15 protein-coding genes are annotated in these 15,635 nt (G+C 59.6%); 5 read left to right on the top strand and 10 right to left on the bottom strand.

Annotation, left to right across the window (positions count from 1 at the left end; genetic code table 11):
• Positions 1 to 11 precede the first annotated feature (11 nt).
• A complete protein-coding gene (locus ACN0SW_RS10275) occupies positions 12 to 3,116 on the top strand; it encodes an efflux RND transporter permease subunit (RefSeq protein WP_417727832.1) in 3,105 nt (1,034 codons plus the stop codon).
• Positions 3,117 to 3,151: 35 nt separating this feature from the next.
• Here the strand turns inward: ACN0SW_RS10275 and ACN0SW_RS10280 are convergent, their stop codons facing one another.
• Positions 3,152 to 4,765 carry a GMC family oxidoreductase gene (locus tag ACN0SW_RS10280; RefSeq protein ID WP_417727833.1) on the bottom strand — a complete coding sequence of 538 codons (1,614 nt, stop codon included), beginning with the start codon at positions 4,763 to 4,765 and terminating at the stop codon, positions 3,152 to 3,154.
• Positions 4,766 to 4,881: 116 nt separating this feature from the next.
• Here ACN0SW_RS10280 and ACN0SW_RS10285 point away from each other — a divergent pair, with 116 nt between their 5' ends.
• The 4 genes from ACN0SW_RS10285 (at position 4,882) to ACN0SW_RS10300 (ending at position 9,022) form a co-directional block, all read left to right on the top strand.
• Positions 4,882 to 6,117 carry a TRAP transporter substrate-binding protein gene (locus tag ACN0SW_RS10285; protein WP_417727834.1) on the top strand — a complete coding sequence of 412 codons (1,236 nt, stop codon included), beginning with the start codon at positions 4,882 to 4,884 and terminating at the stop codon, positions 6,115 to 6,117.
• Positions 6,118 to 6,215: 98 nt separating this feature from the next.
• The gene (locus ACN0SW_RS10290; protein WP_417727835.1) at positions 6,216 to 6,884 is read left to right on the top strand and encodes a TRAP transporter small permease; all 669 of its coding nucleotides are present in this window, start codon (positions 6,216 to 6,218) and stop codon (positions 6,882 to 6,884) included.
• Position 6,885: 1 nt separating this feature from the next.
• The gene (locus tag ACN0SW_RS10295) at positions 6,886 to 8,244 is read left to right on the top strand and encodes a TRAP transporter large permease (protein ID WP_417727836.1); all 1,359 of its coding nucleotides are present in this window, start codon (positions 6,886 to 6,888) and stop codon (positions 8,242 to 8,244) included.
• Positions 8,245 to 8,257: 13 nt separating this feature from the next.
• On the top strand, positions 8,258 to 9,022 hold the full coding sequence (locus ACN0SW_RS10300; RefSeq protein WP_417727837.1) for an IclR family transcriptional regulator: 765 nt from the start codon (positions 8,258 to 8,260) through the stop codon (positions 9,020 to 9,022).
• Positions 9,023 to 9,029: 7 nt separating this feature from the next.
• Here the strand turns inward: ACN0SW_RS10300 and hemF are convergent, their stop codons facing one another.
• From hemF to ACN0SW_RS10345, 9 genes are all read right to left on the bottom strand, one after another.
• The gene (hemF, locus tag ACN0SW_RS10305; protein WP_417727838.1) at positions 9,030 to 9,920 is read right to left on the bottom strand and encodes an oxygen-dependent coproporphyrinogen oxidase; all 891 of its coding nucleotides are present in this window, start codon (positions 9,918 to 9,920) and stop codon (positions 9,030 to 9,032) included.
• Positions 9,921 to 9,948: 28 nt separating this feature from the next.
• Positions 9,949 to 10,749 carry an SDR family NAD(P)-dependent oxidoreductase gene (locus ACN0SW_RS10310; protein WP_417727839.1) on the bottom strand — a complete coding sequence of 267 codons (801 nt, stop codon included), beginning with the start codon at positions 10,747 to 10,749 and terminating at the stop codon, positions 9,949 to 9,951.
• 45 nt (positions 10,750 to 10,794) lie between these two features.
• Positions 10,795 to 11,787: a class I SAM-dependent methyltransferase gene (locus ACN0SW_RS10315; protein ID WP_417727840.1), complete on the bottom strand. Its 993-nt coding sequence runs from the start codon at positions 11,785 to 11,787 to the stop codon at positions 10,795 to 10,797.
• A gap of 1 nt (position 11,788) precedes the next feature.
• Positions 11,789 to 12,106, bottom strand: coding sequence for an ATP-dependent Clp protease adapter ClpS (gene clpS, locus ACN0SW_RS10320; RefSeq protein ID WP_417727841.1), 318 nt, complete (start codon positions 12,104 to 12,106; stop codon positions 11,789 to 11,791).
• A 124-nt stretch (positions 12,107 to 12,230) separates the two neighbouring features.
• Positions 12,231 to 12,905 (bottom strand): SOS response-associated peptidase, encoded by a 675-nt coding sequence (locus tag ACN0SW_RS10325; protein ID WP_417727842.1) that lies wholly within the window; start codon positions 12,903 to 12,905, stop codon positions 12,231 to 12,233.
• Positions 12,906 to 13,265: 360 nt separating this feature from the next.
• Positions 13,266 to 13,922, bottom strand: coding sequence for a nitrile hydratase subunit alpha (gene nthA / locus ACN0SW_RS10330; RefSeq protein WP_417727843.1), 657 nt, complete (start codon positions 13,920 to 13,922; stop codon positions 13,266 to 13,268).
• Positions 13,912 to 14,190 carry an SH3-like domain-containing protein gene (locus tag ACN0SW_RS10335; protein ID WP_417727844.1) on the bottom strand — a complete coding sequence of 93 codons (279 nt, stop codon included), beginning with the start codon at positions 14,188 to 14,190 and terminating at the stop codon, positions 13,912 to 13,914. Before ACN0SW_RS10335 ends, nthA begins: the two co-directional genes overlap by 11 nt.
• The gene (locus tag ACN0SW_RS10340) at positions 14,183 to 14,521 is read right to left on the bottom strand and encodes a ScnB-like protein (protein WP_417727845.1); all 339 of its coding nucleotides are present in this window, start codon (positions 14,519 to 14,521) and stop codon (positions 14,183 to 14,185) included. The genes ACN0SW_RS10335 and ACN0SW_RS10340 overlap by 8 nt, the downstream gene beginning before the upstream one ends.
• 40 nt (positions 14,522 to 14,561) lie before the next feature.
• On the bottom strand, positions 14,562 to 15,614 hold the full coding sequence (locus ACN0SW_RS10345) for a flagellar motor switch protein FliG (protein WP_417727846.1): 1,053 nt from the start codon (positions 15,612 to 15,614) through the stop codon (positions 14,562 to 14,564).
• Positions 15,615 to 15,635 lie beyond the last annotated feature (21 nt).

Raw genomic sequence — 15,635 nt, forward strand, 5'->3', positions numbered from 1 at the left:
GGATATAACGAATGGCCAGCTTCTTTATCGACCGCCCGGTGTTTGCATGGGTCATCTCGATTCTCATCATGGGGGTCGGGGTGCTGGCCATCCTGATCCTGCCAGTTGCACAATATCCGCAGATCGCGCCGCCATCGGTGACGGTTTCGGCCAGCTATCCGGGGGCCTCTGCCGATACGGTTGCCAATACGGTCACGCAGGTGATCGAACAGCAGATGACCGGGCTGGACGGGCTGCGCTATTTTTCGTCGCGTTCAACCTCGTCAGGCAGCGCAGAGGTCACGCTGACCTTTGAAACCGGGACCGATGCCGATATCGCGCAGGTGCAGGTGCAGAATAAATTGGGGCAGGCCACGCCGCTTTTGCCTGAAATCGTGCAACGCCAAGGGATAACGGTAGAAAAGTCGTCAGCCGGATTTCTGATGGTGGTGGGGATGATCTCCACCGATGGAAGTCTCGAACAGGTGGACCTGTCGGATTACATGGTCACCAATCTGGTGGATGAATTGAGCCGTGTCGAAGGTGTCGGATCGGTTAGTGTGTTTGGCGCGCAATATGCGATGCGGATATGGCTCGATCCGTCCAAGTTGGCGGGCTTTGGCCTGACACCATCCGATGTGGTCGCAGCAGTTTCGGCGCAAAACGCACAGATTTCTGCGGGCTCTTTTGGTGCCCGCCCGGCGGTGGAGGGCCAGCAACTCAACGCCACGATCACAGCGCAATCGCTGTTGAGCACACCCGAGGATTTCCGCCAGATCGTGCTGCGGGCCGAAACCGATGGTGGTCTGGTGCTGTTGGACGATGTGGCGCGGGTTGAGATTGGGGCGGAGAACTATGCCACAACAGCGCGGTTCAATACTGACCCGGCGGCGGGCATGGCGATCACGCTGGCACCGGGGGCTAATGCGCTCGATACCGCCCGCGCAATCAAGGATCGGATGGCCGAGTTCGCGCGCTTCTTTCCTGAGGGCGTCGATTATGTGATCCCCTATGACACCACGCCCTTTGTCGAGATTTCGATCAAGGAGGTGGTCAAAACGCTGTTCGAGGCGATTGGTCTCGTGTTTCTTGTGATGTTCCTCTTTTTGCAGAACCTGCGCGCCACGCTGATCCCGACGCTGGCAGTGCCGGTCGTGCTGTTGGGCACGTTCGGGGTGCTGGCGGCGGCAGGGTTCTCGATCAACACGCTGACCATGCTGGCCATGGTGCTGGCGATCGGCCTTTTGGTCGACGATGCGATCGTTGTGGTAGAGAACGTCGAGCGGATCATGGAAGAAGAAGGGCTGGGGCCGCGCGAGGCCACGCATAAATCCATGGGCCAGATCACCGGCGCGCTGGTGGGTATCGCTATGGTGCTTTCGGCGGTTTTCGTGCCGATGGCGTTCTTTCCCGGCTCCACCGGCGTGATCTATCAGCAGTTCGCCATTACCATCGTGTCCGCGATGGCGCTGTCTGTGGTGGTCGCGATCACGTTGACACCGGCGCTCTGTGCTTCGCTGCTCAAGGCAAAGGGGCATGGGGCCACACGCGGACCGTTCGCTTGGTTCAACAAGGGCTTTGCCGCGCTTACCAATGGCTATGGCGGCACGGTCGGTTGGTCTGTACGCCGTCCGGTCCGGGTGTTTGTCGTGTATCTGGCACTGGCACTTGGTATGGCGCTGATGTTCCTGCGCACGCCCACCGGGTTCCTGCCCGAAGAGGATCAGGGCATTCTGTTCACTCTCATCCAGACCCCCACCGGGTCGAGCGCCGAGCGCACGCTGGAGGTGGTCAAGCAGGTCGAAGACTATTATCTCGAGCAGGAATCCGAGGTGGTGAATTCCATGTTCGGTGTGGTCGGTTTCAGTTTTTCCGGCAACGGGCAGAATATGGGTCTGGCCTTTGTGCAACTCAAAGACTGGGAAGAGCGCACCGAACCGGGCCAGAGCGTACAGGCTCTCGCGGGGCGGGCGTTTGGTGCGTTTAGCCAGATCCGCGATGCGATGGTGTTCCCGGTGGTGCCGCCTTCGGTGATCGAACTGGGCAATGTGTCAGGATTCGATTTTTATCTGCAAGCGCGCGGTGGGCAGAGCCATGCGGATCTGATGGCGGCGCGCAATCAACTGCTGGGCATGGCGGCGCAAAGTGAACTGATCGCCTCTGCGCGCCCCAACGGCCTTGAGGATGCGGCGCAGTTCAATCTGGATATTGATTGGCGCAAGGCAGGGGCGATGGGGTTGACACCCAACGATGTGGGGCAACTGCTTCAGGTCGCTTGGGCGGGTACCTATGTGAACGACTTTCTGGATCAGGGGCGGATCAAGCGTGTCTATGTGCAGGGCGAGGCCGAGGCACGCGCGCAGCCCACGGATATCGAGAAATGGCGCGTGCGCAATGCCAGCGGTGGCCTTGTGCCATTCTCGAATTTCTCCGAGGGAGAATGGGATTACGGTGCGCAGGGGCTCTATCGTTACAACGGCATTCCCTCGGTGCAGTTGCAAGGCTCGCCCGCGCCCGGCGTGTCCACCGGTGAGGCGATGGCCGAGATGGAGCGGCTGGTTGCGCAACTGGGGGCGGAATATGAACTGGCTTGGACGGGGCTATCCCTTGAGGAACGCGAATCCGGCAATCAGGCGCCACTTCTGTACGCGCTTTCCTTGGCGGCTGTGTTCCTGTCCCTGGCCGCCCTTTATGAGAGCTGGTCGATCCCCTTTGCGGTGATGTTGGCCATGCCCATCGGGATCGTAGGGGCGCTCACCGGCGCGTGGCTGGGAGGGTTTGAGAATGGCGTGTTCTTCCAGGTGGGCCTGTTAACGGTGGTGGGCCTTACGGGCAAAAACGCGATCCTGATCGTGGAGTTCGCCCGAGAACGCTATGAGGCTGGCGAGAGTATTCTGGACGCTGTGATCGAAGCGGCGCGTCAGCGCTTCCGACCGATCATCATGACCTCTATGGCGTTTTCCCTTGGGGTGCTGCCGCTCGTACTGAGTTCTGGTGCCGGTTCTGGCGGGCGTAATGCCATCGGCTCGGGCGTTCTCAGTGGGACGATCTCGGGGACCGTTCTGGGCGTGGTTTTTGTGCCCCTCTTCTTTGTTATCGTGACACGCATGTTTGGACGGGCCAAACCGGGGCAGTGATTTCTAGAACGGGGCGCGGCGGGGACTGGATGCGTTCAGCCCGCCGCGCGATCCTCAAGAATCATGTCCGAGGCCTTTTCGCCGATCATGATTGCGGGGGCGTTGGTATTGCCCGACACGATTTCGGGCATGATCGAGCAATCCGCCACGCGCAGCCCGGCGATGCCATGCACCCGGAGCCGGGCATCGACCACAGAGCCGGTGCCCGAGCCCATCTTGCAGGTGCCCGTCGGGTGATAGATCGTTGTCGAATAGCGCCGTGCCCAATCAAGCGTGCCCTCGTAATCCTCTAGATCGAGCGTTCGGTCAGGGCGGAATTCCTCGGATATTTTGCTGGTCAAAGGTGCGCACCGGCCTATGCGGCGGGCAATCTTGATGCCTTCTACAATGGTTCGACAATCGGTTTCAGTGGACAGGTAATTCGGATGGATCTTGGGATGGCGCCCCGGATCAGCAGAGGCGAGGCGGATTTCCCCCCGGCTCTCAGGCCGTAACTGACAGACCGACATGGTAAAGGCCGAGAACGGATGCACCCCCTCGCCGGGACTGTCGGCGGACCAAGGCTGGACGTGAAACTGGACGTCCGGTGTCTCTACATGATCACCGGTGCGCATAAAACCAGTGGCAAGACTTGCGGCCATCGCCATCGGGCCGCTACGAAACAGCGCATATTTCAACGCGATCCGTGCCTGATTGGTCAGGCTGCGCACTTCGTCGTTCAGCGTAGGCTCATTGCATTTGAACACCAGCCGTGCCTGTAAATGGTCCTGCATGTTGCGGCCAACTGCGGGTAGATCATGGCGGACATCAATTCCGTGATCCTGCAAATGCGCGGCCTCACCGATACCGGACAGCATAAGCAGTTGCGGCGAACCAATCGCACCGGATGACACGACCACTTCTGCGCCCGCCTTGGCCACCTGTTCCCGGCCTGAACGGTCACGATAGGCGACGCCGATGGCGCGCGTGCCGTCAAAGAGAATTCGGCTGGCCTGCGCATGTGTTACAATGGTCAGGTTCGACCGGGTTCGCGCCGGGTTGAGAAAGGCCACAGCCGCAGAGCAGCGCCGCCCTTTGCGCGTGGTTAATTGGAAATAGCCGACACCCTCTTGAGTGGCGCCGTTATAATCGGCGTTGAACGGATAGCCTGCCTCTTGGGCTGCCGCGACCCAAGCGTCACAAATGGGGCGTTGCAGGCGCATGTTTGACACCCAGAGCGTGCCTTGGTCGCCGTGAAAATCATCTGCGCCGCGTTCTTGCCGCTCTGAGCGTTTGAACAGCGGCAGAACGTCATCCCAGCCCCAGCCCGGATTGCCCATCTGAGCCCAGCGGTCGTAATCCTGCGGCTGACCCCGCACATAGAGTAACCCATTGAGAGAGGACGAGCCCCCCAGAACCTTGCCGCGTGGCCAGTCGAGCGCGCGACCGTTGAGCCCTGGATCGGGCTCTGTCCGGTAGCACCAATCGACGGTCGGGTTGTGCATCGTCTTGAAATATCCGACTGGAATATGGATCCATGGGTTCCAGTCGCGCCCCCCGGCCTCGAGCAGAACGACCTTGATCCGTGGGTCGGCCGAGAGGCGATTCGCCAAAACGCATCCGGCAGAGCCCGCGCCGACGATCACGTAATCCGCTGAAATCTCCGACATTCCCGGTGACCCTCCCTATGTCCTGACGTGAGGAAAAAAATCTCCTTGCCAGATCAAGGATAATTCGATCAATATTGAGACTGCAAGTATCAATATTGCAAAATAGGGAGGAGACCATGAAAGTATCGAAAGTCCTGAGCGGGATTTCTCGCAGGGACCTGTTCCGTCTGTCGGGTCAGTTTGGCCTGTCATCCGTGGTATTGGGCGCGGGTGCGTTGACAGGAGCGGTCTCGCTCCCGTCTTTGGCGCGTGCCGCCGAGAGCAGCTATGGCAAACGGTTCGGCAAAGAGCCCAAGCATACGCTCAAACTGGGGGCTGCGGGTTTCAACGCGCGCAATCTGTTGATCGAACGCGCTGGTGTTCTGGAATTCGCCCGCGATCTGGAGGAGCGGACCGACGGCGAAATTCGCGTGGAATTCATCGGTGATAACCAGATCTGCGGTCAGCTCAACTGTGTGGAAAAGACCCAGTTGGGTGTGGTCGATATGTATGCTGCCTCGACCCAGAACTCTGCTGGTGGCGCGCCCTATCTCAACGTGCTGGATTACGCCTATATGTTCCCCAGCCGGGCCGCACAGTATCATTTCCTCTACAGCCCCGCCTCGCAAAAAATCCTGCGCGAACCGCTGGAAAAACGGCACGGGTTGAAGTTCCTGTTCTCGCATTGCGAATTGCGCGGTCTCCAGATGGGGCAATCCTTTGCGAACAAGCCGACTGTGACAAAACTGGAAGAGCTGTTTGGAACCAAGAACCGTGTCACGGGCACGCAACTCGGACGCATCGCCATGCAGTTGTTGAACCTCAACCCGGTTCCGGTCGCGTGGGAGGAAACGCTGGACGGGCTCAAGCAGGGTCTCATCGACGGCGCGGAAACATGGGCCTCGGCAGTGGCCTATGCCAATATGTCGCCGGTGGTCAGCCAGTCGGTCGATCTCAAGTTTTTCTGTGGGACAGAGCACACTTCCATGTCGGCCAAAGTGTTCGACGCGATGGAGGGGCACTTGCAGGATGCAATCATGGAATCCGCCTATCTGGCACAGGTCCATGTGCAGGCCGCCAACGAGGCCGCATTGGTCAAGACCGTCGGGTTCTCTGATCCGCAATTGCCCGGTACGATCTTTGCCGAGAACAACGTGCGTCCGGCCTTTCTGGCTGACGATCAGATTAAGATGGCTGAGGAAATGTGCTCGCCCGAGTTCAACCCCGAGCCTTGGGCGCAATGGCGTGAGCGGCTTAATGGCTGGGCGGGTGGAATCGATACCTATCAGGAGATCTATAACGTTGCGCGGGAAATCCCCGTGGATACGTTGCCCGAGAATGTCGAGCCGCGCCGCTGGTGGCGGTCCGCCTGATTTCCAGAGAAACGGACCGGGCTGCCCTCTGGGTGGCCCGGACGACAAAGCCGCCCAAGACGCGGTATGTGTAGGGCAACCCAAAGGGAGAAATGGGCATGACCGGCTGGTTTCAGGGCACGGGAGAGATTCTGAGTGCTTTCATGGCAGGCGATTCCTGGATGTTGAGTTCGGCGATGAACCAACCTGCGGTTTGGCCGCTTGGACTTGCTGCGATGTTGGTGCTGTCCCTGCTAATCCTGATGATCTATCGCTTCAGCCCTTGGGCAGAGCGTAATCTGGAACAGACGATCATGGTTGTCTCCTATCTCGCGATTGGTGGCATCATTTTTGTCGAGGTGTTCCGCCGCTTCGTGTTCTCGCAACAGGTACCGTGGTCCACGACCTTGCCGCCCTTTCTCTTTCTCATCATGACGTGGTTCGGATGCAGCTATAACGTGAAACTGCGCACCCATCTGGCCTTTGCCGAGTTTCGCACCGCCATGCCTCGCGCCGGGCAGATGGTCTGCCTCATGCTCGATGCCCTGCTCTGGATCGGGTTTTCTTGGGTTGTTGTGGTCACCTCGACCAAGGTCGTGGCCAATTCTGCTTCGAACTTTCAGATCATGCTTGGCACCGATAACGTCATGCAATGGTGGTTTTTGTTATCTGTGCCACTGGCCTTTACCACCCTCGTGGCGCGGGTGATCGAGAATGCCCTGACCGACCTTGCCAATTTCCGCAAAGGCGAAACCCTGATCACCCAAGCTGTGATCGGAGGAGATTGAGATGACTGACCCGACCCTCATCACCCTGATTTCCATTGCCGTAACCTTTTTGTTCATGCTTGGCGTGCCGGTGTTTCTGGTCATTGGATATTGGGTCATCGGCATCTCCTTTGTGCTGGGGATGTCCCTGCAGAATATCGGGGGGGCGTTGGCAGATGTGTTCACCGATGGCTTTGCCCTCTTGGCGATGCCGCTCTTTATTCTCACCGGGGATTTGATCAACCGTTCGGGTATCGCACGGCGGCTGAGTGATTTTGCCTATGCGTGCCTTGGCTGGATCCGGGGCGGGTTGGCCATGGCGGCGCTTGGTGCATGCGGGCTCTTTGCCGCGATTTCCGGGTCAAACTCGGCGACCACGGCGACCATCGGCTCGATGCTGCATCCTGAAATGGTCAAGGGTGGATATGACGCGCGCTTTTCTGCAGCCACAGCAGCGGCGGGTGGTACGGTAGGGATCATCATCCCGCCTTCGATCATCTTCATTGTCTATGGTTTTCTCCTCAATCTGCCGATTTCAGAATTGTTCGTCGCAGGGATCATTCCCGGGGCGCTGATGGTACTGGCGATGATGTTGGCCGCGTTCCTGATTTGCTGGCGCAATGGTTGGGGTATCCTGATTGCGCTCAGCCCGATGCGCGTGCTCAAAACCGCCATTGGGGCATGGCTCGGGTTCTTTGCCATCGGTCTGGTGCTCTGGGGTATTTACACGGGTAAGTTCTCTCCGACCGAGGCGGCCGGAGTGACCGTTGGGTTTTGTGTCATTGTCGGCTTTGTCAGCTTGCCACTTTACAAGTTCATGGGTGGGGCCAAAGGGCGCGATGTCAGCGAAAAGAAGATGTCGGAAATGCTGGTGGTCGAAGGCTTTAGCCCGATGGAGCTACCGTCGATCACCATGCGTTCGGCGCAGATCACCGGCATTCTGGCACCGCTCATCGCCGTGTCCGTGGTGATGCAACAGATCCTGTCGGTTTTGGGCGCACAGGAAACCATTGGCAATTTTGTGACCTCGATGGGCGGTTATCACGCAGTGCTCTTCACCTCGATGGCTATCGTCTTTGTCTGCGGTATGGTGCTCGAAAGCCTGCCGGTCACGATCATTCTTGCGCCCATTCTGGCCCCTATTGCGCATGGCGTTGGGATAGAGCCGGTGCAGTTTGCTGTGATCTTCTTGGTGGGGGCGTCTATCGGTTTCATCACGCCTCCTTACGGGCTCAATCTCTATGTGGCGTCGGGGGTGACGGGCGTTCCCTATTTCAAACTTTTGCGCTACACGGTCCCCTATCTTGTGGCGCTGTTGACGGTCTGGGTCCTTGTGGCGCTGGTTCCTGACCTATCGACCGCGCTTCTTCCGCAGCGGTAAAGACGGGTTCGGCATGGATGGCGAGGGCGCAACAACGATACCGACCAACCTGCGGTTGCTCATGGTGATTGAAGAGATAGCGCGCGCTGGCGTGCCAATCACACCCACCGAGATAAACGCAGCTCTTGGTCTGCCCAAACCCACGATCCACCGCCTATTTGCCACGCTGGAAGAGGAGGGATTTCTTCAGCGTGATCTGGATGGGCGCAGCTATTCGCCCGGCCCGCGCCTGCGCACACTGGCGGGCGGGGTTCTGTCGTCGTTGCGTATTCGCACGGCGCGTCAGGCGATTTTACAACAGCTAAGCCGCGAGATTGGCGAGACCTGCAACATCACACTGCCGGACCGGGACGCCATGATCTATCTCGAACGTGTCGAGACGCAATGGCCCTTGCGGATCCAGCTTCCCATTGGCACACGGGTACCGTTCTACTGCACCGCGAGTGGCAAGATGTACCTCAGCACGCTTACGCGCAGCCATCTGATGCGTTATCTGGCCGCAACGGAGCTAAAAGCGCGCACCCCCAACACGTTGACGGAACCAAACGCGCTTCTGGCTGAAATCCAGCAAGTGCGCGATCAGGGATATTCCCTGGATCGCGAGGAATTCATGCAAGATATGATCGCGCTAGCCGTGCCGATTTTTGACGTCAATGATCGGCTAATGGCGACACTCGCCTTTCACGCCCCGACACAGCGGTTCAGCGTCGACAAAGCGCTTCAGTATCTAGGCGCCATGCGTCAGGCGTCCCTTGATCTCTCAAAGCTCGTAACCTGAGGCCGTTTCAGACCCATTTTGCCATGGGAGGCAGGCTCATCAACACGGCATTGGCGTCATGGCCGGTCGCAAGGCCGAATTTCGTGCCGCGATCGTAAACGAGGTTATATTCCGCGTAGAGTCCCCGATGCACCAGTTGCGTATCCTTGTCGACCTCTGACCAAGGCTGCATCCGGCGTTTTTCCACCAGCGGCACATAGGCGGGTAGAAAGGCGCGACCGATGTCTTGCGTCAGAGCAAAATCGGCCGCCCAGTCGCCGGTGTTGCGGTCATCCATGAAAATGCCGCCGACGCCACGCGCGCGATGCCGGTGAGGTATATAGAAATACTCATCCGCCCAAGCCTTGAGTTTAGGATAAAGATCGGCGCCATGGGGATCAAGGTGCGCCTGCTGCTGGGCGTGGAAATGCGCCGTGTCCTCGGGATACTCTATGCACGGGTTGAGATCGGAGCCACCGCCGAACCACCATGCATGCGGTGTCCAGAACATCCGGGTGTTCATGTGGACAGCCGGCGCATGCGGGTTCTGCATATGCGCCACAAGGCTGATACCCGAGGCCCAGAACCGCGGATCGCTATCCATGCCGGGCACACCGCGCGCGGCCATTGACCGCTGCGCGGCCTCGCCCAAAGTACCGTAAACCTCAGAGACATTGACGCCGACCTTTTCGAAAACACGGCCCCCACGCATCACGCTCATAAGCCCGCCACCTGCGTCCGAACCATCATCGCTGCTGCGCTGTGTTTCTGTTACCTCAAAGCGTCCCGGCGTCGCATCTGACAGCGGCCCTATGGCATGGCTGTCCTCAAGCGCTTCAAAGGTGGCAACGATGTCGTTGCGCAACTGCCGGAACCACGCGGCGGCGCGGGTTTTCTCATCTCTAAAATCGTCGGCCATTATTCTAGTCCTAGCGCCATCTCTTTTATTAGTGCGCCGGGGCCGCGCAGGGGTCAAGCAGCGTGCGCCCGCCATCCACCGTCATGATCTGACCGGTCATGAAGGCCGAACCGTCACATGCAAGGTATTGTACCGCTTCGGCCAGTTCGGCGGCCGAGGCGATTCGTCCCAGCGGCGTGTGGCATTCGATATCGGCGCGGTAATCGCTGTGCTCGCGCAGGGTTTCCTTGAGCGAAGCACTCATCACCGAGCCAAAGGCCAGCGCGTTGACGCGGATCCGATGTGGTGCCAGCGCCAGCGCAAGGCCGCGTGTCATCTGATCAATTGCCGCCGTGGAAATCGAATAAGCCAAGAGATCAGGATGGGTGCAGCGCGCGGCGATGGACGAGAGGTTGACGATGGTGCCGGCGCTGCCTTCGGTCTGGCCTTCGGATTGCTTGATCATCCTTCGCGCGACCTGCTGGCTCATTCGCAGTGCAGTCAGAAGATTTTGTTGCAAGAGCATCTCGACCGCGTCGTCATCTGGGTTGAGCGCGTCCGACGGGGCAACCTGACGACAGGCATTGACCAGAATGTCGACTTGCTCAAAGGCATCAATCGTCGCTGACAAGAGATTGGCCTGTGTCAGCTTTTCGCGCAGGTCGCCCGCGAAGTAGCGAATATTGCTACTGTCCTCGTTCTCGCCCAATTCCTTAACGAGTCGCGCCTCATCCATATCGGCAAATACGACATTGGCGCCCTTGTCAGCGAAATGGCGGCCGATGGCGAGGCCAATCCCGTTGGCCCCTCCGGTGACAATCGCAGTTTTTCCGGTGATGGAGAATGACATGCTGGGCCTTTCAAGCTGGGTCCGAGGCGTGTGCGTCGAACATGGCTAGCGGTTTTGACGCACGGGACGGCTGGCGTGGAGTATCTTGAAGCGGGTATCGCCTGCGGCCTCGGTGACCGAGGTGAAGGATTGGGCAAGTGTGGTCTCATAGGGCAGGTGCCGATTGGCCACCATCCAGAGCACGCCCGAGGGTTTGAGCATGCCCGCCGCGGCACGAATAAAGGCACGGCCCAAGTCGGGGTCGGCGGCGCGGCTCTCGTGAAAAGGAGGATTCATGATCACAGCATCGGCGCGCGCATCAGGTTGCCAGCGGAGCGCGTCAGCCCAATGAAACTGTGCGCGCGGATCCTGCACGTTTTGCCGCGCGCAGGACAGCGCCGCATGATCGGCCTCGACCAGATCGAGCCGCAAAATGCTATCGCGCTCTAGCGCGCGAGCGCTCAGATAGCCCCACCCCGCACCCAGATCAATGACATGCGCGCCAAGTTTCGGGGGCAGGCTGTTGGCCAGAAAATTGGATGCCGGATCAACGCCATCCGCCGAAAAAACGCCCGGCGCGGTTACATATCCGCCCGCGATTTCTTGTGGCGCATGCGCAGCCCAGTCGTTGAATTCTGGCCCTGCAATAAAGCTGAAGATTTTGCCATGCGCTTTGGACAGCGGTGCGCTGACCGGGACGCGGCGGCGGCAATCGCGCAGCACTGATTCGATGCCGTCGGTTTTCAACCCGTCGACGATCACCGGCCCATCTGTCACCGATGCCGCCTCTGCCAGTGCGGCATGGGCGCGCGCCTTGGCGCGGGGCAGACATAGGAGAGCTGCACAATACCGGCCTTCGGGTGACACAGCGCAATCATATCCAAGACTTGCGAAGTAATCATAATCGGGCTTGAGGGGGGTGATCACTTGCACACGCTCCTTCGGTAACGCCGAGAGATCAGCATCCGCGCGGGGCGTAAACACAGCGATGCGGCCCGCTTCGGGCAGGGTCGCAGTCCCATCAGCGAGGGCAAGGGTTAGGCGTGTTGCAGTGGTCAAGCTACTCTTTTTCCATTGTGCATTGCAGCGGGTGCTGGTGGCGGCGGGCAAAGTCCATGACCTGCGCCACCTTGGTTTCGGCGATCTCATGACTGAATACACCAACGACCGCGAGACCCTTTTTATGCACGGTCAACATGATCTCAAACGCCTGCGCCTGCGACATCCCGAAAAAGCGCTCAAGTACCGCCACGACAAACTCCATCGGTGTGTAGTCGTCATTCAGCAGCAAAACCTTATACAGAGGCGGGCGCTTGGTCTTGGGCCGTGTCGCCACCACGACAGCAGGATCGCCCACGTCTTTGTTGGGCCCGGTCATTGAAATCGGATGCTGGATCATTTGCGTCGCACTATCGGGGTGTTGCTATCTGACAGGGTCTGTTTCATCTCGTGTATATATCTTTTGACCCTGATTAGAAAAGGGTCGGTGTTAAAGAAGCGGATCAATCCGAAGCGTCAGCCATTGGGGCGATCAAGTTGGAGCCGCTGGCGCGGTTTGAATTGACCATTGGATCGACGCGCCACATCTCTAGCGTGTCGTCGGGGGCGGGGCGCATGAGGCGCGCGGCTCCGTGTCCGGCCTCGCCCAACCAGAGCGGCCAATCGACGGCCCCGAGTATGACCGGCATGCGATGATGCACCTGCGCCATGGTTTCATTCGCAGCACAGGTCACAATCGCGCAAGTTTCAATCCGCTCTGCCTCGTGTGCCCAGCTTTGCCAGATCCCGGCCATCACGAGCGGTGCCGCATCGCGCCGACGTATGAACCACGGAAGCCGGACATCCCCATCGCGTGTCCATTCGTAAAAGCCAGTGGTGGGGATGAGACAACGGCGGTTGCGCACCGCCTCGCGAAACGCTGGCTTGTCGGCGATGGTCTCGGCTCGGGCGTTGATCAGCAGCGGGCCGTTGGAGGGGCTGTCGTACCATGACGGTAGAAAACCCCATCTCAGTGCAGAGAGCCGTCGGCGGCCGTCCGGACCTGCACGCACGACGACGATACGCGCCGTCGGACAGACGTTGTAATCGGGCGGTTCTGGTAGATCATTGTCAGGGGCTGCCCCAAAGAGCTGCGCCATGGCGTCATTGGGGTGGGTGATGACGAAACGTCCGCACATCGTTGCCTAGCGCCCCGGCTTGGTTTTGGCCGTTTGGGACAGGGTGCCGGGATCGGCTGGCCACATTGCGGTTTCTGCGGTAATATTGAAAGTGCAGTCTTTTTCGGGCCGAATGCCCCGAGTGCGCAGCAAAAAGCACGCCGAGAGACAGGTCATCGGCGCAACGCGAACGGCACAAGGAAAGGTGTTGGATCGTCCGATGGGCGCATACATGGCCGTGCCCGCCACAGTGTAGCTCTGGTAGGGTCTGACGCGGGCGCGCTCGTCACGCACGGCGATGCGTGACTTGCTTGGCCACGCAACGGATCCCCGAGTATCGGATCGCAATATTGCAAGGTTTGGCCTGTCAGTTCCCACCACTTAAGGGCGACGCGGCAGGCCGGTGCCGATCATCGAATCCCGGGTGACGAGACTGGCCAGTTGCGCTTGGTCCATACCCTCGGTGCCATCAGGCCGTGCTGGCAGCACGACATAGCGCATGTCGGCGGTGCTGTCATGCACGCGGACCGTAACACCGTCAGGAAGATCAAGGCCGAACTCCCGAAGTACCGCGCGGGGTTCGCGCACCGCGCGACTGCGGTATTCCCGCGTTTTGTACCAATCGGGCGGCAGACCCAAAAGATTGCGCGGATAGCACGAACACAGCGTGCAAACGATGAGATTATGGGTTTTGGCCGTGTTTTCGACCGCGATCAGGTTGAGCGGCCCGATGTCGAACCCCATTTCGCGGCTGGCAGCAGAGGCATCCGCCAGCAACCGCTGCTTGAATTCTGGGTCCACCCAAGCGCGGGCCACCACTGCCGCACCATTGGCCGGGCTGCGGGCATCCATCGCCTCGATCTGCGCGGCGATCTCGGCGGGGGTGAGTTTTCCCTTCTCCACCAACAGTTCACGGACGGCGATTTCCATACGCTGCCAATATGTCAGCGGGCTGTCATTGTCCGCGCGGTAGGGATGTCCCGAAGGGCTCATTCCCTCATGATGGAAATGATCGTGATCATGGTGGTCATGGGGCATGACTGTCCACCTTTTCCAGCCAGTGGGCGTAAATCTCGGCATCAAGCGTGTCGTCGGGGTTTTCTACGGACTCGCCCCAGATTTCCGCCATTGTAAACCGCACGCGGTAAAGTGCTTTCTTGGTGGCGGTTAGGCCATAGGCAAGCTGTTCCGGGTTGTGGAACTCTCCCAAGCTTCGCTCGATCAGCCCGAGTTTGCCGCGCAGATACCATGGCGCACGGACATGGCCCGGCGGGGTCAGTGTCTTGACGCGTACACGTTCAGCCATCCTGCGCCTCGGCATAGGTCGGGCCGCGCGCGGCAACAACATCCAGTCGCGCCGCCAACTCTTCGATCGTATACACTCCCGCTTCGAGCAAATTTTGATTCACAGCGGCGATCCAGCGTTCATAATAGCTGTATTTTTCGAACGCATCCTCGCCCATGTCCTCAATCGCGCGGCGCAGCCCATCGACCGTAAACAGCCCCTTTTGCCCACAGAGCACCATCAGCGCATCTACGCGCTTTTCCCAAAGGGCAAAATCATGACCGTCCATCGGCACAGGCCCTGCGGCCTGTCCGCCCATGTCGTGCCAGCGGCGTCCATCCCAATCACTCATGGATCAAAGCCTATGTCTGCATCGGCAGCTTGTCCAGTGGTCAGTCGTGGCTTTGCTCCTCCTCGTCTGCCGCGACATAGGTGATCTCGCCTGCCGCCTCAAGCGAGCGCACGGCATTGACCACGGCGGTCATCGCCTCTTCGGCATCGCGCAAGCGCACGCGGCCGCGTTCCTGCATCTCCTCCCGGATCGCCTCGGCCATGCGTTTGCCCATATTGCTCAGGATAAAGTCTGACGCCGGGGTCAGGCCGCTCGTGACCGCCCCGGCGAGGGCAGTCACCAGAATGGCCTGATCGACCTCACGGGTGATGCGAGGGATATCGGTGGGTTTTACCCGGTCGGGAATGTGCACAAAGGTAAAGATCGCGCGGCGAACGAGGGCTGCAAATTCCTGATCGGTTTCATCCAGCCCGGTCAGCACGTCATCGCGGGTGGCGGCGGGAGAGAAGTTGAGGATTGCCCCGACACGTTCCACAGCCCCTTGGGCAAAAGCTGTTTCAGGAATGTCATGGAGTTCTGCAGCCAAAGCAAGGCCGATCCGGTCCACAGCTTCGGGGCTGACCGATCCGGTTTGTGAGACCGCATAGGTGATCCGTCGCGCCAAATCGCCCCGCAGCTTGCCCAACAGGTCGGCGGCGCGCGAAACATCGAGCTTGGACAAAAGAACCGCCGCGACCTCGATGCTCTCACGTTCGACAATCGGGACGAGGGCGGATAGATCCGCCTCTTTTATCTGGTGCCAAGGATCACCGTATTGCCGCACGCCCGCCTCTTTGCGCAGACGCGCGGCAGTTTGCGGGCTGATCCGGCCACCAAGCGCGGAAAGCGCGCCCGCTACGCCGCGCGGAAAGGTCAACCCCATGCCTTCGAGTTCCTGAGCGAATTCTGCGACGACATCGGCCAGCGTGCCGCGATCGACATAGCGCATCGAGCCCATTTGTGTGGTCAGCCGCGCCTGTAACCCATCGGGCAGGTCGGTCAACGCAATTTCTGCCCCTTCATTGATCAGGAACCGCACGATGATTGCCGCCTTTTGCGCGCGGGTCAGGCGGGCCGCAGCGCCGCTTCGGGCCAATGGGGTGATTGCTTTCATCTAGGGCCTCTGTTCGCGTCT

It is taken from the genome of Roseovarius sp. (genome assembly GCF_048262375.1).
GTDB lineage: Bacteria > Pseudomonadota > Alphaproteobacteria > Rhodobacterales > Rhodobacteraceae > Roseovarius.